We start from the raw sequence: 22,263 nt of genomic DNA on the forward strand, positions 1-22,263 counted from the left end.
GGACACCCCACCCACACCGCCCCGCGCTTTTTCGACCCATGTTCCTTTCGTTCGTCCGCAGATCCACCTTCGCCAGGGCCATGGCCGTGCCATGCGCCCTGTTGCTGGCAGCCTGCGCCTCCCAGCCCAAGCCGCCGGCCGAAGCCGACGCGCTGCCGCCGCCCGTGGCCGCGCCGCGCGTGGTGCCGGTCGAAGCCGAGCCCCGCGCGCCGGCCACGCAGCCGGCCTCGCTCTTCACGCAGCTCACCCAAGGCCCTCTCACGGCCATGCTGGCCTACGCCGACAAGGTGCGCCCGCTGGGCGGCGCCGACCTGAGTGCGGAAATCGCGCGCGTCGGCGAACAGGGCGAAACGCCCGCGGCGCAGATGCAGCTGGCGATCCTGCTCGCACAGACCCGCGTGCCGGCCGACCTGGCGCGCGCGCTGGGCCTGCTGCAGCGCGTGATCGCCAACCCCGCGCCCGAGGCGCAGCCACTGCATCCGCTCGCGCGGGCGCTGGCGGCGCGCTATGTGGAGCAGCGCCGCGTCGAAGACGACCGCGACAAGCAGGTGCAGCAGCTGCGCGACAGCCAGCGCCGCATCGACCAGCTCAACGAGCGCATCGAGGCGCTGCGCGCCATCGAGCGCAGCTTCGCCCGGCCCAACACGCCGGCCCCCACGCCCTCCAACGGAAGCAGATCCAACCCATGAGTACAGCTGGTGCCCGCCTCCTCGTGGTCGACGACGACCCGGACATGCTGCGGCTGCTCTCGATGCGGCTGGTGTCGGCGGGCTACCAGGTCACGGCCGTCACTTCGGCCGAGACCGCGCTCACGCAGCTCGAGATCGAGCACCCGCAACTGGTGCTCAGCGACGTGCGCCTGCCCGGGCGCGACGGCCTGCAGCTGTTCGACGAGATCCGCAAGCGCCACCCGACGCTGCCGGTGATCCTGCTGACCGCGCACGGCACGATTCCCGACGCGGTCGAGGCCACGGCGCGCGGCGTGTTCACCTACCTCACCAAGCCCTACGACGCGCGCGAACTGCTCGAGAAGATCGCGCAGGCGCTGGCGCTCGGCGCTCCGGCGGCCACGCCGAGCAAGACCGGCGACGACAGCTGGCGTTCGGAAATCGTGAGCCGCAGCAACCGCATGGCCGAGCTGCTGGCCGAGGCGCGCATGGTCGCCAAGTCGGACGCCTCCGTGCTGCTGCGCGGCGACTCCGGCGCCGGCAAGGAGCTGCTGGCGCGCGCCATCCACAAGGCCAGCGCGCGCGCCGACAAGCCCTTCGTGGCGGTCAATTGCGGCGCCATTCCCGAGGCGCTGCTCGAGTCCGAGCTGTTCGGCCACATGAAGGGCGCCTTCACCGACGCCCACGCGAACCACAAAGGCCTGTTCCAGCAGGCCGACGGCGGCACGCTGCTGCTCGACGAAATCGGGGACATGCCGCCCGCGCTGCAGGTCAAGCTGCTGCGCGTGCTGCAGGAGCGCGCGGTGCGCCCGCTGGGCGCGAGCCAGTCGATCGAGGTCGACGTGCGCATCGTCTCGGCCACCCACCGCGACCTCGACGCCGCGATGGAAGCCGGCCAGTTCCGCGAAGACCTCTATTACCGCCTGAACGTGGTGACGCTCACGCTGCCGCCGCTGTCGGCGCGGCGCGAAGACATCCCGCTCCTGGCCAACCACTTCCTGCAGAAGCTGTCGACCAAGTACGGCAAGCGGCTCTCGGGCTTCGCGCCCGAGGCGCTGAAGGCGCTGACCACCGCCGCGTGGCCGGGCAACGTGCGCCAGCTCTACAACGTGGTGGAGCAGGTCTGCGCGCTGTCGGGCTCGCCGCTGATCCCGCTGGCGCTGGTGCAGCGCGCGCTGCGCGTGCCGAGCGTGGAGGTGCTCACCTACGCCGAGGCCAAGCAGCGTTTCGAGCGCGATTACCTCGTCGGCCTGCTCAAGCTGACCGACGGCAACGTGGCCGACGCCGCCCGCCTGGCCGACCGCAACCGCACCGAGTTCTACCGCCTGCTGCAGAAGCACGAACTCACGCCAGGCAACTTCAAGGCCGACGTTGTCGCTCCCGGTGGCGACCCTGTCGCCGAGTAGCGACAGGCCTAAGTCGTTGATTTGAAAGGCTGTTTCCCGAGGGCCTCCCCGGCTTGTCGGGATTCGGCGACAAAAACGGGGGTTTCGAGGGCCCGGCAGGCCCCTCCCCCACGGAAAACGGTTTCGAATCGCGCCAAGTCGTTGATTTTAAAGCGTTTTTCCAGGCTGGCACAGGGTTTGCCCCTGTACTGACATGACAGCACTTACCAGCCCATCTTTCGCACTGCGTCCGCAGCGCGACGGCCTGCGTCAAAAGCAGTTTTCCTCCTCGCGGCCCCGTGCCGCGGGCCATTCGCTGACCGCGCTCTCCGGCGTCGGCGGCGCCGCCACGGACTGCGTCTTCAAGCGCCTTCCGGCCATTGGCGACACCCCCCTCGACAAGCAACGTTGGTGAATGAACCGATGAAGCCGAACGACTTCTCCCACCTCAACGTCCTCGCCGAATCCGATTTCGCACGCCGCAGCGCGCTGCGCGAGGAACGCCACCCCAACGCCGTGACCGCACCGCCGGTCAACCGCGGTTCCATGGCCCCGCGCCCCTGGCGCGGTTTCTGGAACAGCCTCGGCACCGCGCTGCTCGTGCGCCTGGGCGCCGGCCGCAACGCCGACAGCGCCCCCGCCGCCAAGCAGGCCGCCCCGGCCCCGCAGGCCTGGGAACGCGCCGCCGGCCAGCGCCGCCTCGCCTTCATGCTGCTCACGCTGCTGAGCACCGTGATCGCGTCGTCGCTGTTCGCCAGCGTGCAACCCGACTACGACAACGTCTGGCTCGAATACGGCCAGATCGGCCTGTACGGCCTGCTCTCGGGCTGGGTCGTGACCGGCTTCGTGACCGCGCTCATGGGCTTCTATGTCTCGGTGCGCGGTGACAAGCACGCCCTCTCGGCGAAACAGGTGGCCCACCACCCGATGAACCCCGAGGCACGCACCGCGATCATCATGCCGATCTGCAACGAGGACGTGGCCACCGTGTTCGCCGGCTTGCGCGCCACCTGCGAATCGGTTGCCTCCACGGGCCACGCCAAGCAGTTCGACGTGTTCGTGCTGTCCGACAGCTACAACCCCGAGACCGCCGCCGCCGAGCGCGCCGCCTGGGAAGATCTGCGCGCTGCGCTGGCCGAGAGCCCGAACCAGCCGCAGGTCGAGGTGTACTACCGCCTGCGCACCCGCCGCACGCACCGCAAGGCCGGCAACGTCGCCGACTTCTGCCGCCGCTGGGGCAAGGATTACCGCTACATGGTCGTGCTCGACGCCGACTCCGTGATGAGCGGCGACTGCCTGGCCTCGATGGTCAAGCTGATGGAAGCCAACCCCACCGCTGGCATCATCCAGACCGCGACGCAGGCCATCGGCCACGTCACGCTGCACGCCCGCGCCCAGCAGTTCGCTTCGCGCGTGACGGGTCGCCTGTTCACGCTGGGCATGCAGTTCTGGCAGCTCGGCGAGTCGCACTACTGGGGCCACAACGCGATCATCCGCGTCGAAGCCTTCATGAAGCACTGCGCGCTGGCCCCCATCAAGGGCACCGGCGGCATGTCGGGCGGCATCATGTCGCACGACTTCGTCGAAGCCGCGCTGATGCGCCGCGCCGGCTACCACGTGTGGCTGGTGTCCGACCTGGTCGGCAGCTACGAGCAGCAACCGCCGGACCTGCTGGCCGAGCTGCAACGCGACCGCCGCTGGTGCCAGGGCAACCTGCAGAACGCCCGCCTGATGGCCGAGCCCGGCATTCACCCGGTGCACCGCGCGATGTTCGTGACCGGCACCATGGCGTATGTCTCGGCCCCGCTGTGGCTCGCCTTCCTGACGCTGGGCACCGCCCTGTGGCTGAGCGGCTCGAGCCTCGTGTCGAGCTGGAACGTGCTGCCCGCCGAACTGGCCGGCCTGTGGGTCTGGACCCTGTGCCTGCTGTTCCTGCCGCGCGTGCTGGGCATCGCCGCTGTGCTGATGCGCGGCGAACAACGCCAGTACGGCGGCGTGTGGGGCCTGGTGAAGAGCTCGGTGCTCGAAGCCGGCCTGGCCATCGTGCAGGCTCCGGTGCGCATGCTGGCCCACTCGCTGTTCGTGCTCGTCGCCCTCACCGGCATCAAGCTCGACTGGAAGTCGCCCCCGCGTGAAGCCAACGCCGTGCCGTGGAAGGTCGCTGCCTCGCAGCTGGCCCCCATGACGCTGGTGATCGCCATGCTGGCCGTCGGCGTCGCCATGATCGACCCGAGCGCCCTCATCTGGCTCATGCCCGTCGGCCTGCCGCTGCTGCTGGCCATTCCGCTGACCGTGCTGACCAGCCAGATCGCGCTGGGCACCACGCTGCGCGACCGCGGCTTCCTGCTGATTCCCGAGGAATCGCGCTCGCCCGCCGTGCTGCGCCGCGCCTGGATGCATGCGCTGCGCCTGGCGCGCCCGGCAGCACTGGCCACGGCCTGATGCGATCGCCGCCCTGCGGCTGATCGCTCCAAAGAAAAAGCCCGCTTCGGCGGGCTTTTTGCTGGGCGGTGCGCCATGCGCATCGATATCTCAGAAGGGCAGCCAGCGGCGCCAGAACGGCGGACGGGGTGCGCGGGCGCCGCGCGCCACCAGCGCCGTGACGAGCGCCTCGCGGCCGTGTTTGCGGGCGGCCTGCAGCGGCGTGAGCCCGTCGAATTCAGACAGCAGGTTCGGATCGGCGCCGTGGTCCAGCAGGTAGCTGGCGATCTCGCCGTGCCCCTGGACCAGGCTGGCCACCAGCGGTGTGCACAGGATCTCGGGGTGCTGGTAGTTCGGATTCACGCCCGCACCGATGTGATAGCGCACCAGGTCGAGATCGCCGGTCAGCGCGCCCTGGTAGAGCTCTTTCCAGTCGCCTGCGGACATGGCTGGGCTGCGCGCCTCTTATATATGCATGCGTCGAGCGGCCGGGCTCAGAACGGCAGCTTGCCGCCGCCTCCGCCCATGCCGGGCATCCCGCCCATGCCCTTCATGCCGCCCATCTTCTTCATCATCTTCATCAGGCCGCCGCCCTTCATCTTCTTCATCATGCCCTGCATCTGCTCGAACTCGTTGAGCAGGCGGTTCACTTCCTGAACCTGCACGCCGGCGCCGGCCGCGATGCGGCGCTTGCGCGTGGCCTTGAGCAGCTCGGGCTTGCGGCGCTCCAGCGGGGTCATGCTCTGGATGATCCCTTCCTTGCGGCGGATGTCGCGCTCGGCGCGGGTCATGTCGGCCTCGGTGGCCTTGGCGGCCATCTGCTGCGGCAGCTTGTCCATCAGGCTGGAGAGGCCGCCCATCTGCTTCATCTGCTGCAGCTGGCCGAGGAAGTCGTTCAGGTCGAAGCCCGCGCCGCTCTTGACCTTGGCGGCCAGCTTCTGCGCCGCCGCCACGTCGACGCCGGCCGTGACCTGCTCGACCAGCGCGACGATGTCGCCCATGCCCAGGATGCGGCCCGCGTGGCGCTCGGCATCGAACACCTCGAGGCCGTCGATCTTCTCGCTCACGCCGGCGAACTTGATCGGCACACCCGTCACCTGGCGCACCGACAGCGCCGCGCCGCCGCGCGAATCGCCGTCGGTCTTGGTCAGGATGATGCCGGTGAGGGGCAGCGCTTCCTTGAAGGCCTTGGCGGTGTTGATCGCGTCCTGGCCCTGCATGGCATCGACCACGAACAGGGTTTCGACCGGATCGAGCTCGGCGTGCAGCTGCTTGATTTCGGTCATCAGCACTTCGTCGATCGCGAGGCGGCCGGCCGTGTCGACCAGCAGCACGTCGAAGTAGTGACGCCTGGCGTGGTCGAGCGCGGCGCGTGCGATGTCCAGCGGCTTCTGATCGGGCGTGCTCGGGAACCACTCGGCGCCGGCCTGCTTGGTCACGGTCTTGAGCTGCTCGATGGCGGCCGGGCGGTACACGTCGCCCGACACGGTGAGCACCTTCTTCTTGCGCTTCTCGATCAGGTGCTTGGCCAGCTTGGCGGTGGTGGTGGTCTTGCCGGCGCCCTGCAGGCCGGCCATGAGGATCACGGCCGGCGGCTGGGCCGCGAGGTTGATGTCCGACACGCCCTCGCCCATGGTCGCGGCGAGTTCGCGGTTGACGATGCCGACCAGCGCCTGGCCCGGCTTGAGCGAGCCCAGCACTTCCTGGCCGAGCGCCTTCTCCTTCACGCGAGCGACGAAGTCGCGCACCACGGGCAGCGCCACGTCGGCCTCCAGCAGCGCCATGCGCACCTCGCGCAGCATGTCCTGCACGTTGCTTTCGGTGATGCGCGCCTGGCCGCTCATCGTCTTGACGAGGCGGGAGAACTTTTCGGTGAGGGCGGTGGCCATGAAGGAAATACCTTGTTGTCCGCGGCAGCGGACCGATGGAAAGTCGTGAAAACCTGGAAGCGGTATGTGGGCCCGCTCTCTCGCGGGGGGTGCCCCCGGGAGGGGGTGGGCGAAGCGACGCGACGTGCGCGAAGCCGGGGGACGAGCCTATACACTCCACCGATGATTTTAGCGATCCCCTCCCCACTCGGCGTGGCGCTGGGCATCGCCACCGCGGCAGCCTACGGTTTTGCCGCTGCCGCCGGTGCGCGGCTCAGCCGCCAGACCACCCAATGGGCGCTCGGCATCGCATGGCTGCTGCACGCTGCGGTGCTCGGCCACGGGCTGATCGGCGGCGACCCTCGCTTCGGTTTTGCGCCGGCGCTGTCGGTCACGGCGTGGCTGGTGCTCACGGTCTACGCGGTCGAAAGCCGCCTGTACCCGCAACTGAAGGCACGCCGCGCGCTGGCCTGGCTGGGCGCGGCGGCCGTGCTGCTGGCGCTGCTGTTCCCGGGCACGCCGCTGCATGTCAGCGCCTCGCCCTGGCTGCCGCTGCATCTCGCACTGGGCATCGCCTCGTATGGCCTGTTCGGCGCCGCCGTGGTGCACGCCTGGCTGATCACGCGGGCCGAAAAGCAGATCCGCCTCGCCAGCGCCGATGCGCAGGCCGGCGTGCCGCTGCTCACGCTGGAACGGCTCACCTTCCGCTTCGTCACGGCGGGCTTCGTGCTGCTGTCGGCCACGCTGCTGGCCGGCCTGCTGTTCAGCGAACAGCTCTACGGCGCCGCCGGCCGCGCCTGGAAGTGGGACCACAAGACCATCTTCTCGGTGCTCGCCTGGCTCAGCTTCGCGGTCCTGCTGACCGGGCGCGCGCGCTTCGGCTGGCGCGGGCGCACGGCGCGGCGCGTGCTCTACGCGGGCGCGGCGCTGCTGCTGCTGGCCTACGTGGGTTCGCGCTTCGTGCTCGAAGTCGTGCTGACGCGCCTGCCGGCATGAAGTACCTGCTCGTCCTCGCGGTGGTGTGGGTCGCGATCTGGCTCTGGCGCAAGAACCGGCGCGAAGAGATGCGCGACGCGCAGCAGGAACGCGCCAAGAAAGCGCAGCAACGCACGCCGGCCGTCGGCCCGCCGCAGGCGATGGTGCGCTGCGCCCACTGCGGGCTGCACCTGCCCGCGGCCGACGCACTCCCCGGGCCGGACGGCGCGGTGTTCTGCAGCGCCGCGCACCGCCAGGCCGGCACCTCCGCATGAGTTCATTGCGCCGGTCGCGCGGCGAGCCGGCCACCGACTGGGACGTGCTCGACCTGGGCGCCGGCGACAGCACGGCGCTGCTGCGGCTGTGGCGCGGCTTCATGGCGGCGCGCTGTTTCGTGGCGCTGGTGCTGGTGCTGCTGCAGGGCGTGGCCTTCGCCATCGGGCAGGCCGTGCAGCCGCTGCCGATCGTGCTGTCGGGCGGCTACCTCGTGCTGGCCTGGCTGGAGATGCGCCACGCACACTTCGAGCCGCCGATCCGCGGCTTCTCCACCCTCTGGCTGCTGACCATCGGGGTCGACCTGGGCATCTTCAGCGCCTTGCAGGTGCTGCAGGGCGGCAGCGTCAACTACACGCCGCTGTTCGCGTTGCCGGTGCTGATGAGTGCGGTGCTCGGCACGCTGCTCGTGGGCCTGGGCACCACGGCCACCGTGACGCTGCTGCTGCTGGCCGATGCCGGCTGGCACTGGCTGCAGCAACCCGGCGATCCGTCGGCGCGCTTCGTGCAGGCCGCCCTCACCGGCACCGGCCTGTTCGTGGTGGCGCTGCTCGCGCACGAGCTCGCGCGCCGGCTGGCACGCGAAGAAGCGGTGGCGCAGCGCAGCCGCAGCCACGCGCAGATGCAGGCGCAGGTCAACGACCTGGTGATCGAAACCCTGAGCGAAGGCGTGCTGGTGATCGACACCGACGGCCTGGTGCACGCAGCCAACCCGGCGGCCGACGCAATCCTCGGCCAGGGCCTGGCGCAGCTGCCACTGCCGTTCCCGCTGCACACCCAGCCGGCCTGGCACGCGCTGGCCGCGCTGGCGCGCCAGACCTTCGCGCGCCGCGCGCCGCAGACCGAAGAGATCCCGGTGGCGCAGGCCCGCGGCGCGGCGCGCGAGGTGCGCGTGCGCACCCGGCTCACGCCCACCGACGACCGGCGTGCCGACAGCCTGTGCGTGATGTTCCTGCAGGACCTGCGCGAGCTCGAAGCCCGCATCCGCACCGAAAAGCTCGCCGCGATGGGCCGCATGTCGGCCGCGGTGGCGCATGAAATCCGCAACCCGCTGGCCGCCATCGCGCAGGCCAGCGCGCTGCTCAGCGAAGACCTGACCGACCCGGCGCACCGCAAGCTGACCGACATGGTGCAGCACAACGCACAACGCTTGGCGCGCATCGTGGACGACGTGCTCGACGTCTCGCGCGCACGCCAGCAGCGCGTGCTCTCGCTGGGCGAGCAACTGGTGCTCGACCCGGCCGCGCAGATCCTGGCCGAGGAATGGATACGCCAGACGCAGCGCAAGGGCGTGCGCGTGGCGCTCGAGGCGCCGGGCAGCGAGGTGCGCTTCGAGGCCGAGCACCTGCGCCGCCTGCTGGTGAACCTGCTGGACAACGCGGCGCGCTACGCCAGCCAGCGCGAGGGCGCGATCCAGGTCATCACCACCTTGCAGCGGGCCAGCGTGCAGCGCGCCGCGTTGCTGGTGTGGAGCGACGGTGCGCCGCTGGAACCGGCGGTGCAGCGCCACCTGTTCGAACCCTTCTTCTCGTCCGAGAGCCGCTCCAGCGGCCTGGGCCTGTTCCTGTGCCGCGAGCTGTGCCGGCGCCACGGCGCCACCATCGGCTACGAACGGCGTGCGCTGGTGCCGGGCGGCCCCGAGGGCAACGAATTCTTCGTCAGCTTCGCACCGAGCGAAAACCGGCTGACACAATAGCGGCCGTGAGCTCCCTCCCGCCTTCCGCCGCCGCCCCGCGCCCCGCGCAGATCCTCGTCATCGACGACGAACCCGACCTGCGCACGCTCTACGAACTCACGCTGCTGCGCGAAGGCTACCGGGTGGAAGCCGCGGGCAGCGTGTCCGAAGCCTGGCAGCACCTGGAAGCCGGCCGCTTCGACGCCGTGATCACCGACATGCGGCTGCCCGACGGCGAAGGCATGGAGATCATCCACCGCATCCAGAAAGACCAGCGCAGCGAGCGCTGCGTGGTCATGACCGCCTACGGCTCGGCCGAGAACGCGGTCGAGGCGCTGAAGGCCGGCGCCTTCGACTACCTCACGAAGCCGGTCGACCTGAAGCAGTTCCGCGCCGTGGTGGCGTCGGCCGTGCAGGCCAACCGCGCGGCGGTGGTCGTGCCGCAGAAGCCGGCACCGCAGGCCGCCGGCCACGGCGGCGAACGCCCCGATGTGCTGGCCGTGACGCGCAGCGGCGCCACCGCGCTCGACCGGCTGGTCGGCGACTCCGACCCGATGCGCCTCGTGAAGTCGCGCATCGCCAAGGTGGCGCGCGGCATGGCACCGGTGCTGGTGCGCGGCGAATCGGGCACCGGCAAGGAGCTGGTCGCGCGCGCCGTGCACGGCTGCAGCCAGCGCAGCGAAGGCCCCTTCGTCGCGGTGAACTGCGGCGCGATCCCCGAGAACCTGCTCGAGGCCGAGTTCTTTGGCGCCAAGAAGGGCTCGTACACCGGCTCCTCGCAAGACCGCGACGGCTACTTCCAGGCGGCGCGCGACGGCACGCTGTTCCTGGACGAAATCGGCGACCTGCCGCTGGCCATGCAGTCGAAGCTGCTGCGCGCCATCCAGGAACGCAGCGTGCGCGCCATCGGCTCGACGCAGGAAGACGCGGTCGACGTGCGCATCGTGAGCGCCACCCATAAAGACCTGCACGCCGAGGTGCTGGCCGGCCGCTTCCGGCAGGACCTGTTCTACCGCCTCAACGTGATCGAGATCGCCGTGCCCGCGCTGCGCGAGCGCCGCGACGACCTGCCCGCGCTGTGCACCGCGCTGCTCGCGCGCATCGCGCAGGACGGCGGCCTGCCCGTGCCGCGCCTGTCCGACGCGCTGTTGCAGCGCCTGGCCCAGCACCCGCTGGACGGCAACGTGCGCGAGCTCGAGAACCTGCTGCACCGCGCCGTGGCGCTGAACGACGGCGACGAGCTGCACATCGACCTGATGGGCGCGATGACGCCGATGCCGGCCGCGCAGCGCAACGAATCCGCCGAAGCGCCAGCCGCCGTTGCGGTGGCTGCGGCCCCCGCGCCCGCCGTCGAGCCCAAGCCCGCGCCGCCGCCGCTGCCCTCCGACCTGCAAGCCTGGCTCGACCAGCAGGAGCGCGAGATCCTCGTGCGCGCGCTGCACGAAAGCGGCTTCAACCGCACGGCCGCCGCCGCGCGGCTGGGCATGAGCCTGCGCCAGATCCGCTACCGCATCGCGCGCCTGGGCATCTCCACGCCCAACGGCGACGACGGTGCCACGGCGCATGCCGACGACTGACGACCTCGCCACGACACCGGCCGGCGACGACAGACTTTGGCGCGCCGGCTGGTACCGCTTCGCCAAGGCCCTGCCCTCGCCCAACTTCGGCCCGCGCCCCGTCGGCGCGCAGACCGACCTGATCGTGCTGCACTCCATCAGCCTGCCGCCGGGCGAATACGGCGGCGACGCCGTGCAGCAGCTCTTCACCAACCGGCTCGACTGGGACGCGCACCCGTACTTCCAGTCGATCCGCGGGCTCGAGGTGTCCTCGCATTTCTATGTGCGGCGCAACGGCGAGCTCTGGCAGTTCGTGAGCTGCGAGGACCGCGCCTGGCATGCCGGCGTGTCGTCGTGGCGCGGGCGCACCAACTGCAACGACGACTCCGTCGGCATCGAGCTCGAAGGCCTCGAGGGCGAACGCTTCGAGGAGGCGCAGTACGAGACGCTGGCCAGCCTCTGCGCCGCGCTCGCGCAGCACTACGCCATCGCCCACATCGCCGGTCACGAGCACATCGCGCCCGGCCGCAAGCAGGACCCCGGCGCCGGTTTCGACTGGCGCCTGCTGCGCGAACAGCTCGGCTGGAATCCACAGATGTTTCCCGAGCAGGTGGTCGCGCGCTAATTTTTTCAATCGCTCCGTGGCCCGCGATGCGCCGCTCTCGCAGCGCAGCAATCTCGCAAGCGCAGGCACGCGACGTAGCAACCATGCGGGCTGCAGGCCCAAATCGCCTTGCAAGCCGCGCCCCGTGCGGGTTGCGCCACCATGGGCCAGTATTCACGCGGCATCGCTGGCGATGCGCTGGATGCGGCGCAATTCCTGTAAGGGTTGCGTCCATAGGAAAACACTACCTGTAGTGGCTTGTAGGGCACAGACACCCTAGATATAGTGTCTTCCCGTTCGGCAACAACGCCGACGCAAGGCCCGCGAGGCCTTGCCAACCAACAAGAATTGCACAACCGAGAGGAAGCGAATGCAAACTGCACTGAACACCCCGTCGACCCCCCGCGCCGTCCCCGCGACGCCGCAGCAGCAACAAGACACTGCGGGCTCGCCCACCGGTCAGAACCTCGCGCACTACCAGATCATCCGCCGCAACGGCGCCGTCGTTCCCTTCGAACCGAACAAGATCGCCATCGCGATGATGAAGGCCTTCCTGGCGGTGCACGGCACCCAGGGCGCGGCTTCCGCCAGCGTGCGCGAGACCGTCGACACGCTGACGCAAGGCGTGATCCGCGCCATGGTCCGCTCGCGTCCGGGCGGCGGCACCTTCCACATCGAAGACGTGCAGGACCAGGTCGAGCTCGGTCTGATGCGCGGCGGCCACCATGAAATCGCGCGCGCCTACGTGCTGTACCGCGAACGCCGCACCCAGGAACGCTCCAAGCAGGGCGAGCAGGACGTGCCCGCCGCACCGGCACTGCACGTGCTCGACAACGGCGAGCGCGTGGCGCTGGACCTGAACGAGCTCAAGGGCCTGATCGAATCGGCCTGCCAGGGCCTGGGCGACAGCATCACCGCCGCCCCCATCGTCGCCGAGACGATGCGCAACCTGTACGACGGCGTGCCGCTGGACGAGGTCTACAAGGCCTCCATCCTGGCCGCCCGCACGCTGATCGAGAAGGACCCCGACTACACCTTCGCCACCGCGCGCCTGCTGCTGCACACGATCTTCAAGGAAATCATCGGCCGCGAAGTGATGCCGGTCGAGCGCGCCACCGCCTACGCCGACTACTTCCCGCAGTTCATCAAGAAGGGCGTCGAGAACGAGCTGCTCGACGAGAAGCTGCTGCAGTACGACCTGCCCCGCCTGGGCGCCGCCCTGAAGGCCGAGCGCGACAACCAGTTCGACTACCTGGGCCTGCAGACCCTGTACGACCGCTACTTCCTGCACGTGCGCAAGACCCGCATCGAGCTGCCGCAGGCGTTCTTCATGCGCGTGGCCATGGGCCTGTCGCTGAACGAAATCGACCGCGAAGCCCGCGCCATCGAGTTCTACGAAGTGCTGTCGTCGTTCGACTTCATGTCGAGCACGCCCACCCTGTTCAACGCCGGCACGCTGCGCTCGCAGCTCTCGAGCTGCTACCTGACCACCGTGCCCGACGACCTGGACGGCATCTACGAGTCGATCAAGGAAAACGCGCTGCTGTCGAAGTTCGCCGGCGGCCTGGGCAACGACTGGACCCGCGTGCGCGCACTGGGCAGCCACATCAAGGGCACCAACGGCGAATCGCAGGGCGTGGTGCCGTTCCTGAAGGTGGTGAACGACACGGCCGTGGCCGTGAACCAGGGCGGCAAGCGCAAGGGCGCCGTCTGCACGTACCTGGAAACCTGGCACCTCGACATCGAGGAGTTCCTGGAGCTGCGCAAGAACACCGGCGACGACCGCCGCCGCACGCACGACATGAACACCGCCAACTGGATCCCCGACCTGTTCATGCGCCGCGTGATGGAAAAGGGCACCTGGACGCTGTTCTCGCCCTCCAACGTGCCTGACCTGCACGACCTGTTCGGCGCCGACTTCGAGAAGGCCTATGTCGCCTACGAAGAGAAGGCCGCCCGCGGCGAGATCAAGCCCGCGCGCACCCTCCAGGCCTCGGACCTGTGGCGCAAGATGCTCACGATGCTGTTCGAGACCGGCCACCCCTGGATCACGTTCAAGGACGCCTGCAACGTGCGCTCGCCGCAGCAGCACGCCGGCGTGGTGCACTCGTCGAACCTGTGCACCGAGATCACGCTGAACACCAGCGACACCGAAACCGCCGTGTGCAACCTGGGTTCCGTGAACCTGCTGCAGCACCTGAAGGACGGCAAGGTCGACCAGGAAAAGCTCAAGCGCACCATCTCGACCGCGATGCGCATGCTCGACAACGTGATCGACATCAACTACTACGCCGTGAAGAAGGCGCGCGACTCGAACCTGCGCCACCGCCCGGTGGGCCTGGGCCTGATGGGCTTCCAGGACGCGCTGTACGAACTGCGCATTCCCTACGCCTCGCAGGAAGCCGTGCAGTTCGCCGACGAGTCGATGGAAGCCATCTGCTACCACGCCTACTGGGCCTCGACCGAACTGGCCAAGGAACGCGGCAAGTACTCCAGCTACAAGGGCTCGCTGTGGGACAAGGGCATCCTGCCGATCGACTCGCTCGACCTGCTCGAGAAGGCCCGCGGCGGCTACGTCGAAGTGGACCGCTCGGCCACCCTCGACTGGGATTCGCTGCGCGCCAAGATCAAGGCCGACGGCATGCGCAATTCGAACTGCGTGGCCATCGCCCCCACGGCGACCATCTCGAACATCATCGGCGTGGACGCCTCGATCGAACCCTGCTTCGGCAACCTGTCGGTCAAGTCGAACCTGTCGGGCGAGTTCACCGTGATCAACCACTACCTGGTGCGCGACCTGAAGCGCCTGGGCCTGTGGGACGACGTGATGGTCATGGACCTGAAGCACTTCGACGGTTCGCTGCGTCCCATCGACCGCGTGCCGCAGGACGTGAAGGCGCTGTACGCCACCGCGTTCGAAGTCGAGACGACGTGGCTGGTGGAAGCCGCCGCGCGTCGCCAGAAGTGGATCGACCAGGCGCAGTCGCTGAACATCTACATGGCCGGCGCCTCAGGCAAGAAGCTGGACGACACCTACAAGCTCGCCTGGCTGCGCGGCCTGAAGACCACCTACTACCTGCGCACGCAGAGCGCGACGCACGCTGAAAAGTCGACGGTGCAATCGGGCCGTCTCAACGCGGTGTCGTCGGGCAACGACGCACCCTCGGGCATGAGCGCACTCGAAGCCGCCGCTGCTGCAGCGAAGGCACAGATGAGCGCGATGCCCGCCACCGACATCGCGTTCTGCGGTGTCGACGATCCGACCTGCGAAGCCTGCCAGTGATGTGCAAGTGAAGCGTCAACACACAAGACGCTTCGATCGATCAGCGAGGTGCTCGCACAAGTGAAAAGCGCGCGACGTTCAATCAATCAAGGCATTGACTGACGTCGCGCGATGCATGCGAGCAACATAACAACCCCATAAATGGCGCACGATGTGAACGAGCACTTTGCAACTCACATCGTTGCTCCGATAATTGCGCATTGGATTTTTCTATGTTGACCTGGGACGAAGAAGTCAAGCCCTCCTTACCAAAGGATATGCAACAAGGATTGCAGCAGCACCACGCATCGACCGGCGGTCTTTCCGCTGGCCGCGCGGTCGCCGCTCCGACTTCGTCGCTTGCACAACCCGCCACTGCCACCGCACCGGTGGCCGCCGCTGCAGGCCAGCGCGTCAAGGCTTCCGACAAGCGGATCATCAACGGCCAGACCGACGTCAACCAGCTGGTGCCGTTCAAGTACAAGTGGGCCTGGGAAAAGTACCTCGCCACCTGCGCCAACCACTGGATGCCGCAAGAGGTGAACATGACGCGCGACATCGCGTTGTGGAAAGACCCGAACGGCCTGACCGAAGACGAGCGCCGCATCGTCAAGCGCAACCTCGGCTTCTTCGTGACCGCCGACTCGCTGGCCGCCAACAACATCGTGCTGGGCACCTACCGCCACATCACGGCTCCCGAGTGCCGCCAGTTCCTGCTGCGCCAGGCCTTCGAGGAAGCGATCCACACGCACGCGTACCAGTACATCGTCGAGTCGCTCGGCCTGGACGAGAGCGAGATCTTCAACGCCTACAACGAAGTGCCGTCGATCCGCGAGAAGGACCAGTTCCTGATCCCGTTCATCGACGCCATCAGCGACCCGAACTTCAAGACCGGCACGCACGAGACCGACCAGACGCTGCTCAAGTCGCTCATCGTGTTCGCCTGCCTGATGGAAGGTCTCTTCTTCTACGTCGGCTTCACGCAGATCCTTGCGCTGGGCCGCCAGAACAAGATGACCGGCGCCGCCGAGCAGTACCAGTACATCCTGCGCGACGAGTCGATGCACTGCAATTTCGGCATCGACCTGATCAACCAGCTCAAGCTCGAGAATCCTGGCCTGTGGACCGCGGAGTTCAAGGCCGAGATCAAGGACCTCTTCATGAAGGCCGTCGAGCTCGAATACAAATACGCCGAAGACACCATGCCGCGTGGCGTGCTCGGCATGAACGCCTCCATGTTCAAGGGCTACCTGCGCTACATCGCCAACCGGCGCGCGCAGCAGATCGGCCTCGAAACGCTCTTCCCGAACGAGGAAAACCCGTTCCCCTGGATGAGCGAAATGATTGACCTGAAGAAAGAGCGCAACTTTTTCGAAACCCGCGTGATCGAGTACCAGTCGGGTGGTGCGCTCTCCTGGGATTGAATTTTTCGATACACAACAATTCATGAATTCAAGAATTGCCCTTGCCACCGACTGCGCCAAAGAGCGCGGCATGGACGAGGGCTCAGGTGTTCATGGTGCTGGGGCTCAGATTCCAACGCCATGAATCGCTTCACGCTCCCAACGCGCGTGGAGTGCTTCAATAGGTTGATTTTTTCAACTTGATCAAGGAGAAATAGAAATGGCAACTGCAAAGAAAGCGCCGGCCAAGAAGGCCGCTGCAAAGAAGGCTCCGGCTAAGAAGGCTGTCGCCGCGAAGAAGGCTCCGGCCAAGAAGGTCGCGGCCAAGAAGGCTCCGGCAAAGAAGGCTGTCGCCAAGAAGGTCGTAGCGAAGAAGGCTCCGGCAAAGAAGGTCGCGGCCAAGAAGGTTGCAGCCAAGAAGGTCGTAGCGAAGAAGGCTGCACCGGCGAAGAAGGCCGCTGCCAAGAAGGCTCCGGCAAAGAAGGCCGCCGCCAAGAAGGCGCCTGCCAAGAAGGCCGTAGCGAAGAAGGCGCCTGCCAAGAAGGCTGCTGCGAAGAAGGCCCCTGCGAAGAAGGCTGCCGCCAAGAAGGCCCCTGCCAAGAAGGCCGCGGCCAAGAAAGCCGCGAAAAAGCCCGCTGCCAAGCCTGCCGCTGCTGCCAAGAAGCCTGCTGCCAAGAAGGCCGCCGCGCCTGCGAAGGCTGCCGTAGCGCCTGCCCCTGCGGCGCAAACGACGCTGAATCCCCAGGCAGCCTGGCCGTTTCCGACGGCCAGCAAGCCCTGAGTGAATTCTCAGCGGCCTTGAAAGGCACGAAGCCCGGCACCGCAAGGTGCCGGGCTTTTTTCATGGGCGCCCGCTGTCGCCGAAGCGATGTGGGCGGGTCGTCAGCGAATCACAGGTCGAGCGTCGCGCGATCGATCTGGTAGTTCTGCGGTCCGCGCTGCGCGATCTTGAGCGCACCGATGCGGTTGCCAAGCGCGGCGCAGCGCGCCAGCGGCCATTCCTTTTCCAGGCCGTACAGCAGGCCACCGCGCCACGCGTCGCCGCAGCCCGTGGGCTCGATGACTGCCGTCGGCGTCACACCGGGCACGTGCTCGCGTTCACCCTTCGTCCACACCTCGCAACCCTCAGCAGCCAGCGTGACCACGAGGCCGCGCACGCGCTGCGAGATCTCGGCCAGGCTCCAGCCGGTGCGCTGCGACAGCATCTTGCCTTCGTAGTCGTTGACGACGACCCAGCTCGCGAGCTCGATGAAGTGGCGCAGCGCGTCACCGTCGAACATCGGCAGGCCCTGGCCCGGATCGAACACGAAGGGAATGCCGGCGGCGGCGAACTGCTCGGCGTGCTGCAGCATCGCCTCGCGGCCATCGGGCGCGATGATGCCGAGCTTGATGTCCTCGCGCGCCACCACCTTCGTGATGTGGGCCTGCTGCATCGCACCGGGATGGAACGCCGTGATCTGGTTGTTGTCCGTGTCGTTCATGATCATCGCCTGCGCGGTGAAGGTGTCGTCGAGCTGACGCACGAACTCCGTGCTGATGCCCAGCGTGCGCATGCGCTCGGCGTAGTCGGCGCCGTCGCTGCCCAGCGTGGCCATCGGCAGCGCCGTGCCGCCCAGGGCGTTGAGGCTGTAGGCGATGTTGCCGGCGCAGCCGCCGAAGTCACGGCGCAGGCCCGGCACCAGGAACGACACATTCAGGATGTGCAGCTGGTCCGGCAGTATCTGGTCGGCGAACCGGCCTTCGAAAGTCATGATGGTGTCGAACGCGAGGGAACCGCAAATCACTGCTGCCATGGGTGGACCGTAGGTTGGATGAGAAAGGGAACGAGCGGCGCGCGTGTCGGCGCTCCGCTCAGGGATAGAAAGCTTCGACGCGGTAGCCCGCGATCGGCGGCAGTGCCGCCGCCTCGCTGACCGACAGGGTCAGCGGCAGCGAGGCCGCGCGGTCGGCACGCGCGGCCAGCACGCCCGGCGCGCCGTAGTCGGCCGGCGTCAGCACGCGCCGCACGACGGCTTGTTCCTGCGTGTCGAGCAGCGACAGTTCGATGGCCGGCATGGCGAGCGGCACGGTCGCCGCATTGCGCAAGGTGAAGCTCAGCCGGTAGTCGTTGCCGCCGCTCTTCTCGCGCGCGAAGGCCGCGCCTTCGATCACGATGTCGCCGATCTGGCGCAGCGCCGCGAGCTCGCAACCGGTGTACTGACACAGCGCCGACAGCGCGGGCCGCAGGTTCGGCTGGCGCGCCACGATGCCGTCGCGCTCATGGCGAACGATCTGCACGATGAGGACCAACGCTGCGAGCACGGCCAGCAGCACGAGCAGGCGGCGCACGCCCTTGCGCTGCCAGAAGCCGGTGGCTTTTTCGGCCGGCTCGTCTTCTTCGGCGAAGGGATGGTCTTCAGGCGCCTCGAAGGTCGCGGAGAGCGAGAAATCCGGCTCGCCTTCGGCCCGCACGCCGGGGCCCGGCAGCGGCGCGGCGGCCTCTTCGTGCTGCGCGTCACGCGCCTTGGCGTTCGCGATCTTGGCCGACTTGGCGCGCGCACGGCGCAGCGCCTTCTGGATCAGGAGCTGGTCGTGGTCTTTCTCTTCCTGCTCGCGCTCCGCGGCCGCGCCGTCGTCGTTCTCACCGGTCGCTGCAACCAGCCCGCGCAGCGCTGAGCTGCGCGGCAGGTCGGGCAAGGGCGGCGCAGGCGGCGGCGATGCGGGCGGCGGCGCGCCGAGGTTCAGGTCGATGTTCGGAAACGGCGGCAGCGAACTCGCGGGCGGACGCCATGCGGGCTCGGTGGCGTCGAGGTCGGACCAGGGCTCGTCCGCGGCGAGGCCGTGCGCGGGCAGCGTCAGCTCGAAAGGCAGCGGGGACGCAGCCGGCGCGACGTTGGTGGCGGCGGTCGACAACCCGGCTTCGTCTTGAGGGGCTGGCGATGGCGCCTGCGGCTCGGACTCGTCGTCGAGAAAGTCCGCCTCCTCGACCGCCGGCCGTGCGGCCGCCGGGTCGAGGCGCGCGTCCTCGAAAGACGCCACCAGTGCGGCCATCGACGACATCGGCGACATCGGCGACATCGGCGAAGGCGACGGCGAAGGCGACGGCGTGGGCGCGGGTGCCGGCGTGGCAGGCGCGGACACCGCACCGTCGGGCGCCTCCTGAAGGTCGAGCGTGGCATCGAACACATGGCTGCAGCGGCCGCAGCGCACCCAGCCGTCCGAGATGCGAAGCTGGTCGCGCACCACCTTGAAGGTGGTGGTGCAGGCGGGGCAACGCGTGACGAGGCTCATGACCGGGCGATTGTAGGGTTGGGCCCTCGCCGTGCAGGCAGGTGCCCGGGGCGCCCGCGGTGCGAGCGCCCGGCCGCGCGCTTCAGCAGCGCGCGGTCATGAGGATCCAGCCGTCCTCGGTGTCGCTGACTTCGAGCGCGGCGTACGGCGCGTAGGCCGCCTTGAGCTCGTCGGCCTGGCGCTCGAGGATGCCGGCCAGCACCAGCGAGCCGCCGGCGGCCACATGGCTGCGCAGCAGCGGCGCCAGCACCTTGAGCGGCGTCGCGAGGATGTTGGCAAGCACCGTCTGGTACTCGCCCTTCGCTGCTTCGGGCAGGCCCGCGTTCAGCTGCACACCGTTGGCCTCGGCGTTGAGCCGGGTCGAGGAGACCGCGGCTTCGTCGATGTCGACGGCGTCGATGTTGCGCGCGCCGAACTTGGCCGCGCCGATGGCCAGGATGCCGGAGCCGCAGCCGTAGTCGAGCACGCGCTGGTCGGCAAAAGCGCCCTCGCCTTGCGTCGCGATCCAGCGCAGGCACATGCGCGTGGTCGGGTGCGTGCCGGTGCCGAAAGCCAGGCCCGGGTCGAGCCGGATCACCTGCTTGGCTTGCGCGGGCGGTTCGTGCCAGGTCGGCACGATCCAGAACTCGGGCGTGATTTCGACCGGCGCGAACTGCGATTGCGTGAGCCGCACCCAGTCCTGATCAGGCACCGGCGCCACGCCGAGCACCGCGCAGCCTTCGAAGAAGTCCTGCAGCGCGAGCACCGAGGCGGCCTCGTTGGCGGCATCTTCATCGGGGAACAGCGCGATCACACGCGAACGCTGCCAGCCCTCCTTGGGCGGCGGCATGCCGGGCTCGCCGAACAGGGCCTGCTCGGCATCGGTCTGCGCATCGGCGTCTTCGACCGACACGCTCAGCGCATCGAGGGCGTCGAGCGCATCGCCGAGCATTTCGACCCGGTCTTCCGGCGCCATGAGGCGGAGTTCAAACATACAGGGCGTTGCGCGTGGACTCAGCGCTTGTGCGCTGCGAGCCACTCTTCGAGGTAATGAATGTTCGTGCCGCCGCTCATGAACTTGGCGTCGACCATCAGCTCGCGGTGCAGCGGCATGTTGGTCTGGATGCCTTCGATCACCGTCTCGTTCAGGGCCGTGCGCATGCGCGCCATGGCCTGTTCGCGGGTGTCGCCGTACACGATGATCTTGCCGATCATCGAGTCGTAGTTCGGGGGCACGAAGTAGTTGGTGTACACGTGCGAGTCGACGCGAACGCCCGGGCCGCCCGGCGGGTGCCACATGGTGATGCGGCCCGGCGACGGCGTGAACTTCCACGGGTCTTCGGCGTTGATGCGCACCTCGATGGCGTGGCCGCGCATCTCGATCTGGCGCTGCGTGAACGGCAGCTTCTCGCCGGCGGCGACCATGATCTGCGTCTTCACGATGTCGATGCCGGTGGTGAACTCCGTGACCGGATGCTCCACCTGCACGCGCGTGTTCATTTCGATGAAGTAGAACTCGCCGTTCTCGTACAGGAACTCGAAGGTGCCGGCGCCGCGGTAGCCGATCTTCTTGCAGGCGGTGGCGCAGCGTTCGCCGATCTTCTCGATCAGCTTGCGCGGAATGCCGGGGGCCGGCGACTCCTCGATCACCTTCTGGTGGCGGCGCTGCATGGAGCAGTCGCGCTCGCCCAGGTAGACGGCGTTCTTGTGCTTGTCCGCGAGGATCTGGATTTCGATGTGGCGCGGGTTCTGGAGAAACTTCTCCATGTACACGGCCGGATTGTTGAAGGCCGCAGCGGCTTCCGCCTTGGTCATCTGGATCGCGTTGACCAGCGCCGCCTCGGTGTGCACCACGCGCATGCCGCGGCCACCGCCGCCGCCTGCCGCCTTGATGATGACCGGGTAGCCGATCGCACGGGCGATGCGCTTGTTGGTAGCGGCGTCGTCGGACAGTTCGCCTTCCGAGCCGGGCACACAGGGCACGCCGGCCTTGATCATGGCCTGCTTGGCCGAGACCTTGTCACCCATCGTGCGGATGTTGTCGGGCGTCGGGCCGATGAACTGGAAGCCGCTTTGCTCCACGCGTTCGGCGAAATTGGCGTTCTCGCTCAGGAAACCATAGCCGGGGTGGATGGCTTCGGCGTCGGTCACCTCGGCGGCCGAGATGATGGCCGGCATGTTGAGGTAGCTCAGGCCCGAAGGCGCCGGGCCGATGCACACGGCTTCCTGCGCCAGCTTGACGTACTTGGCTTCGCGATCGGCTTCGGAATAGACCATCACGGCCTTGATGCCCATTTCGCTGCAAGCGCGCTGGATCCGAAGGGCGATCTCCCCCCGGTTTGCAACCAGAATCTTCTTGAACATGCTTACTCGATGATGAACAGCGGCTGGCCGTATTCGACCGCCTGGCCGTTTTCGCCGAGGATCTGCGTGACCGTGCCGGCCTTGTCGGCCTCGATTTCGTTGAGGATCTTCATTGCCTCGATGATGCAGAGCGTGTCGCCCTCGTTCACCTTGCTGCCGACTTCGACGAAAGCCGCAGCGCCCGGGCTGGACGAACGGTAGAAGGTGCCGACCATCGGCGACTTCACGGCATGGCCGCTCGGTGCGGCTTCGACGGCGGGGGCCGCGGCAGCCGGAGCGGCAGCACCGGCCACGGCGGGCGCTGCCACGGCGGGCGCGGCGGCCAGGGTCTGCACGTACTGGACGGGGGCGGCACCGCCACCCTTGACGATGCGGACCTTGCCTTCGGTCTCGGTGATTTCCAGTTCGGAAATATTCGATTCGGACACCAGATCGATCAGTGTCTTGAGTTTGCGCAGATCCATGGGACTCCAGTGCCAGCTTTGCCGGTCTTTAGGAAAGAACTTGACCGAAAACCGTCGATTTTCGGCGTTTGGCGTCTAACGCCAGCTTGTGTATTT

At 68.0% G+C, this 22,263-nt stretch carries 19 protein-coding genes; 12 read left to right on the top strand and 7 right to left on the bottom strand.

Features of this window, described 5'->3' with window-relative positions; translation table 11 throughout:
• Positions 1–80 precede the first annotated feature (80 nt).
• The 4 genes from AC07SQ_RS17825 (at position 81) to mdoH (ending at position 4,495) form a co-directional block, all read left to right on the top strand.
• Positions 81–689 (top strand): hypothetical protein, encoded by a 609-nt coding sequence (locus AC07SQ_RS17825; protein ID WP_307583079.1) that lies wholly within the window; start codon positions 81–83, stop codon positions 687–689.
• The gene (locus AC07SQ_RS17830) at positions 686–2,074 is read left to right on the top strand and encodes a sigma 54-interacting transcriptional regulator (RefSeq protein WP_139703030.1); all 1,389 of its coding nucleotides are present in this window, start codon (positions 686–688) and stop codon (positions 2,072–2,074) included. The genes AC07SQ_RS17825 and AC07SQ_RS17830 overlap by 4 nt, the downstream gene beginning before the upstream one ends.
• 193 nt (positions 2,075–2,267) lie before the next feature.
• Entirely contained in the window at positions 2,268–2,468 is a 201-nt protein-coding gene (locus AC07SQ_RS17835) for a hypothetical protein (RefSeq protein ID WP_082818265.1), read from the top strand.
• 8 nt (positions 2,469–2,476) lie between these two features.
• The gene (gene mdoH, locus AC07SQ_RS17840; RefSeq protein WP_495261927.1) at positions 2,477–4,495 is read left to right on the top strand and encodes a glucans biosynthesis glucosyltransferase MdoH; all 2,019 of its coding nucleotides are present in this window, start codon (positions 2,477–2,479) and stop codon (positions 4,493–4,495) included.
• Positions 4,496–4,585: 90 nt separating this feature from the next.
• On the opposite strand, the gene AC07SQ_RS17845 is transcribed toward mdoH, so the two are convergent.
• Positions 4,586–4,921: an ankyrin repeat domain-containing protein gene (locus tag AC07SQ_RS17845; protein ID WP_495272339.1), complete on the bottom strand. Its 336-nt coding sequence runs from the start codon at positions 4,919–4,921 to the stop codon at positions 4,586–4,588.
• 47 nt (positions 4,922–4,968) lie between these two features.
• Positions 4,969–6,363, bottom strand: a complete 1,395-nt coding sequence (gene ffh / locus AC07SQ_RS17850) for a signal recognition particle protein (RefSeq protein ID WP_095743629.1) — start codon at positions 6,361–6,363, stop codon at positions 4,969–4,971.
• A gap of 162 nt (positions 6,364–6,525) precedes the next feature.
• Here ffh and AC07SQ_RS17855 point away from each other — a divergent pair, with 162 nt between their 5' ends.
• The 8 genes from AC07SQ_RS17855 (at position 6,526) to AC07SQ_RS17890 (ending at position 16,871) form a co-directional block, all read left to right on the top strand.
• A complete protein-coding gene (locus tag AC07SQ_RS17855) occupies positions 6,526–7,338 on the top strand; it encodes a cytochrome C assembly family protein (protein ID WP_056575582.1) in 813 nt (270 codons plus the stop codon).
• Positions 7,335–7,592, top strand: coding sequence for a PP0621 family protein (locus AC07SQ_RS17860; protein WP_062480350.1), 258 nt, complete (start codon positions 7,335–7,337; stop codon positions 7,590–7,592). The genes AC07SQ_RS17855 and AC07SQ_RS17860 overlap by 4 nt, the downstream gene beginning before the upstream one ends.
• Positions 7,589–9,286: a two-component system sensor histidine kinase NtrB gene (locus tag AC07SQ_RS17865; RefSeq protein ID WP_495272338.1), complete on the top strand. Its 1,698-nt coding sequence runs from the start codon at positions 7,589–7,591 to the stop codon at positions 9,284–9,286. The genes AC07SQ_RS17860 and AC07SQ_RS17865 overlap by 4 nt, the downstream gene beginning before the upstream one ends.
• A 5-nt stretch (positions 9,287–9,291) precedes the next feature.
• Positions 9,292–10,842: a sigma-54-dependent transcriptional regulator gene (locus tag AC07SQ_RS17870; protein ID WP_495272337.1), complete on the top strand. Its 1,551-nt coding sequence runs from the start codon at positions 9,292–9,294 to the stop codon at positions 10,840–10,842.
• The gene (gene ampD / locus AC07SQ_RS17875) at positions 10,829–11,446 is read left to right on the top strand and encodes a 1,6-anhydro-N-acetylmuramyl-L-alanine amidase AmpD (protein WP_495264411.1); all 618 of its coding nucleotides are present in this window, start codon (positions 10,829–10,831) and stop codon (positions 11,444–11,446) included. Before AC07SQ_RS17870 ends, ampD begins: the two co-directional genes overlap by 14 nt.
• A gap of 349 nt (positions 11,447–11,795) precedes the next feature.
• Positions 11,796–14,708, top strand: a complete 2,913-nt coding sequence (locus AC07SQ_RS17880; RefSeq protein ID WP_062480342.1) for a ribonucleoside-diphosphate reductase subunit alpha — start codon at positions 11,796–11,798, stop codon at positions 14,706–14,708.
• A gap of 212 nt (positions 14,709–14,920) precedes the next feature.
• A complete protein-coding gene (locus tag AC07SQ_RS17885) occupies positions 14,921–16,111 on the top strand; it encodes a ribonucleotide-diphosphate reductase subunit beta (protein WP_062480340.1) in 1,191 nt (396 codons plus the stop codon).
• A gap of 199 nt (positions 16,112–16,310) precedes the next feature.
• Positions 16,311–16,871 (top strand): histone H1-like DNA-binding protein, encoded by a 561-nt coding sequence (locus AC07SQ_RS17890; protein WP_056575601.1) that lies wholly within the window; start codon positions 16,311–16,313, stop codon positions 16,869–16,871.
• 109 nt (positions 16,872–16,980) lie between these two features.
• On the opposite strand, the gene AC07SQ_RS17895 is transcribed toward AC07SQ_RS17890, so the two are convergent.
• The 5 genes from AC07SQ_RS17895 to accB all read right to left on the bottom strand — a co-directional run bounded on the left by AC07SQ_RS17895 (position 16,981) and on the right by accB (position 22,167).
• Positions 16,981–17,883: a carbohydrate kinase family protein gene (locus AC07SQ_RS17895; RefSeq protein WP_095948198.1), complete on the bottom strand. Its 903-nt coding sequence runs from the start codon at positions 17,881–17,883 to the stop codon at positions 16,981–16,983.
• A 58-nt stretch (positions 17,884–17,941) separates the two neighbouring features.
• Positions 17,942–19,360, bottom strand: coding sequence for a zinc-ribbon and DUF3426 domain-containing protein (locus AC07SQ_RS17900; RefSeq protein WP_495272336.1), 1,419 nt, complete (start codon positions 19,358–19,360; stop codon positions 17,942–17,944).
• An 82-nt stretch (positions 19,361–19,442) separates the two neighbouring features.
• Positions 19,443–20,333, bottom strand: coding sequence for a 50S ribosomal protein L11 methyltransferase (gene prmA, locus AC07SQ_RS17905; protein WP_070060112.1), 891 nt, complete (start codon positions 20,331–20,333; stop codon positions 19,443–19,445).
• Positions 20,334–20,353: 20 nt separating this feature from the next.
• Positions 20,354–21,703, bottom strand: coding sequence for an acetyl-CoA carboxylase biotin carboxylase subunit (gene accC, locus AC07SQ_RS17910; RefSeq protein ID WP_062480332.1), 1,350 nt, complete (start codon positions 21,701–21,703; stop codon positions 20,354–20,356).
• 2 nt (positions 21,704–21,705) lie between these two features.
• Complete coding sequence (gene accB, locus AC07SQ_RS17915) at positions 21,706–22,167, bottom strand: acetyl-CoA carboxylase biotin carboxyl carrier protein (protein WP_070060113.1); 462 nt, start codon at positions 22,165–22,167, stop codon at positions 21,706–21,708.
• Positions 22,168–22,263: the final 96 nt, after the last annotated feature.

This window comes from Variovorax sp. GW821-FHT06D12, assembly GCF_059419205.1.

Excerpts from the sequence above, each read along its gene's own strand:
- AC07SQ_RS17825 (WP_307583079.1), top strand. The coding sequence starts at position 81 with ATGGCCGTGCCATGCGCCCTGTTGCTGGCAGCCTGCGCCTCCCAGCCC.
- AC07SQ_RS17830 (WP_139703030.1), top strand. The coding sequence starts at position 686 with ATGAGTACAGCTGGTGCCCGCCTCCTCGTGGTCGACGACGACCCGGAC.
- AC07SQ_RS17835 (WP_082818265.1), top strand. The coding sequence starts at position 2,268 with ATGACAGCACTTACCAGCCCATCTTTCGCACTGCGTCCGCAGCGCGAC.
- mdoH (WP_495261927.1), top strand. The coding sequence starts at position 2,477 with ATGAAGCCGAACGACTTCTCCCACCTCAACGTCCTCGCCGAATCCGAT.
- AC07SQ_RS17845 (WP_495272339.1), bottom strand. The coding sequence starts at position 4,921 with ATGTCCGCAGGCGACTGGAAAGAGCTCTACCAGGGCGCGCTGACCGGC.
- ffh (WP_095743629.1), bottom strand. The coding sequence starts at position 6,363 with ATGGCCACCGCCCTCACCGAAAAGTTCTCCCGCCTCGTCAAGACGATG.
- AC07SQ_RS17855 (WP_056575582.1), top strand. The coding sequence starts at position 6,526 with ATGATTTTAGCGATCCCCTCCCCACTCGGCGTGGCGCTGGGCATCGCC.
- AC07SQ_RS17860 (WP_062480350.1), top strand. The coding sequence starts at position 7,335 with ATGAAGTACCTGCTCGTCCTCGCGGTGGTGTGGGTCGCGATCTGGCTC.
- AC07SQ_RS17865 (WP_495272338.1), top strand. The coding sequence starts at position 7,589 with ATGAGTTCATTGCGCCGGTCGCGCGGCGAGCCGGCCACCGACTGGGAC.
- ampD (WP_495264411.1), top strand. The coding sequence starts at position 10,829 with ATGCCGACGACTGACGACCTCGCCACGACACCGGCCGGCGACGACAGA.
- AC07SQ_RS17880 (WP_062480342.1), top strand. The coding sequence starts at position 11,796 with ATGCAAACTGCACTGAACACCCCGTCGACCCCCCGCGCCGTCCCCGCG.
- AC07SQ_RS17885 (WP_062480340.1), top strand. The coding sequence starts at position 14,921 with ATGTTGACCTGGGACGAAGAAGTCAAGCCCTCCTTACCAAAGGATATG.
- AC07SQ_RS17890 (WP_056575601.1), top strand. The coding sequence starts at position 16,311 with ATGGCAACTGCAAAGAAAGCGCCGGCCAAGAAGGCCGCTGCAAAGAAG.
- AC07SQ_RS17895 (WP_095948198.1), bottom strand. The coding sequence starts at position 17,883 with ATGGCAGCAGTGATTTGCGGTTCCCTCGCGTTCGACACCATCATGACT.
- AC07SQ_RS17900 (WP_495272336.1), bottom strand. The coding sequence starts at position 19,360 with ATGAGCCTCGTCACGCGTTGCCCCGCCTGCACCACCACCTTCAAGGTG.
- prmA (WP_070060112.1), bottom strand. The coding sequence starts at position 20,333 with ATGTTTGAACTCCGCCTCATGGCGCCGGAAGACCGGGTCGAAATGCTC.
- accC (WP_062480332.1), bottom strand. The coding sequence starts at position 21,703 with ATGTTCAAGAAGATTCTGGTTGCAAACCGGGGGGAGATCGCCCTTCGG.
- accB (WP_070060113.1), bottom strand. The coding sequence starts at position 22,167 with ATGGATCTGCGCAAACTCAAGACACTGATCGATCTGGTGTCCGAATCG.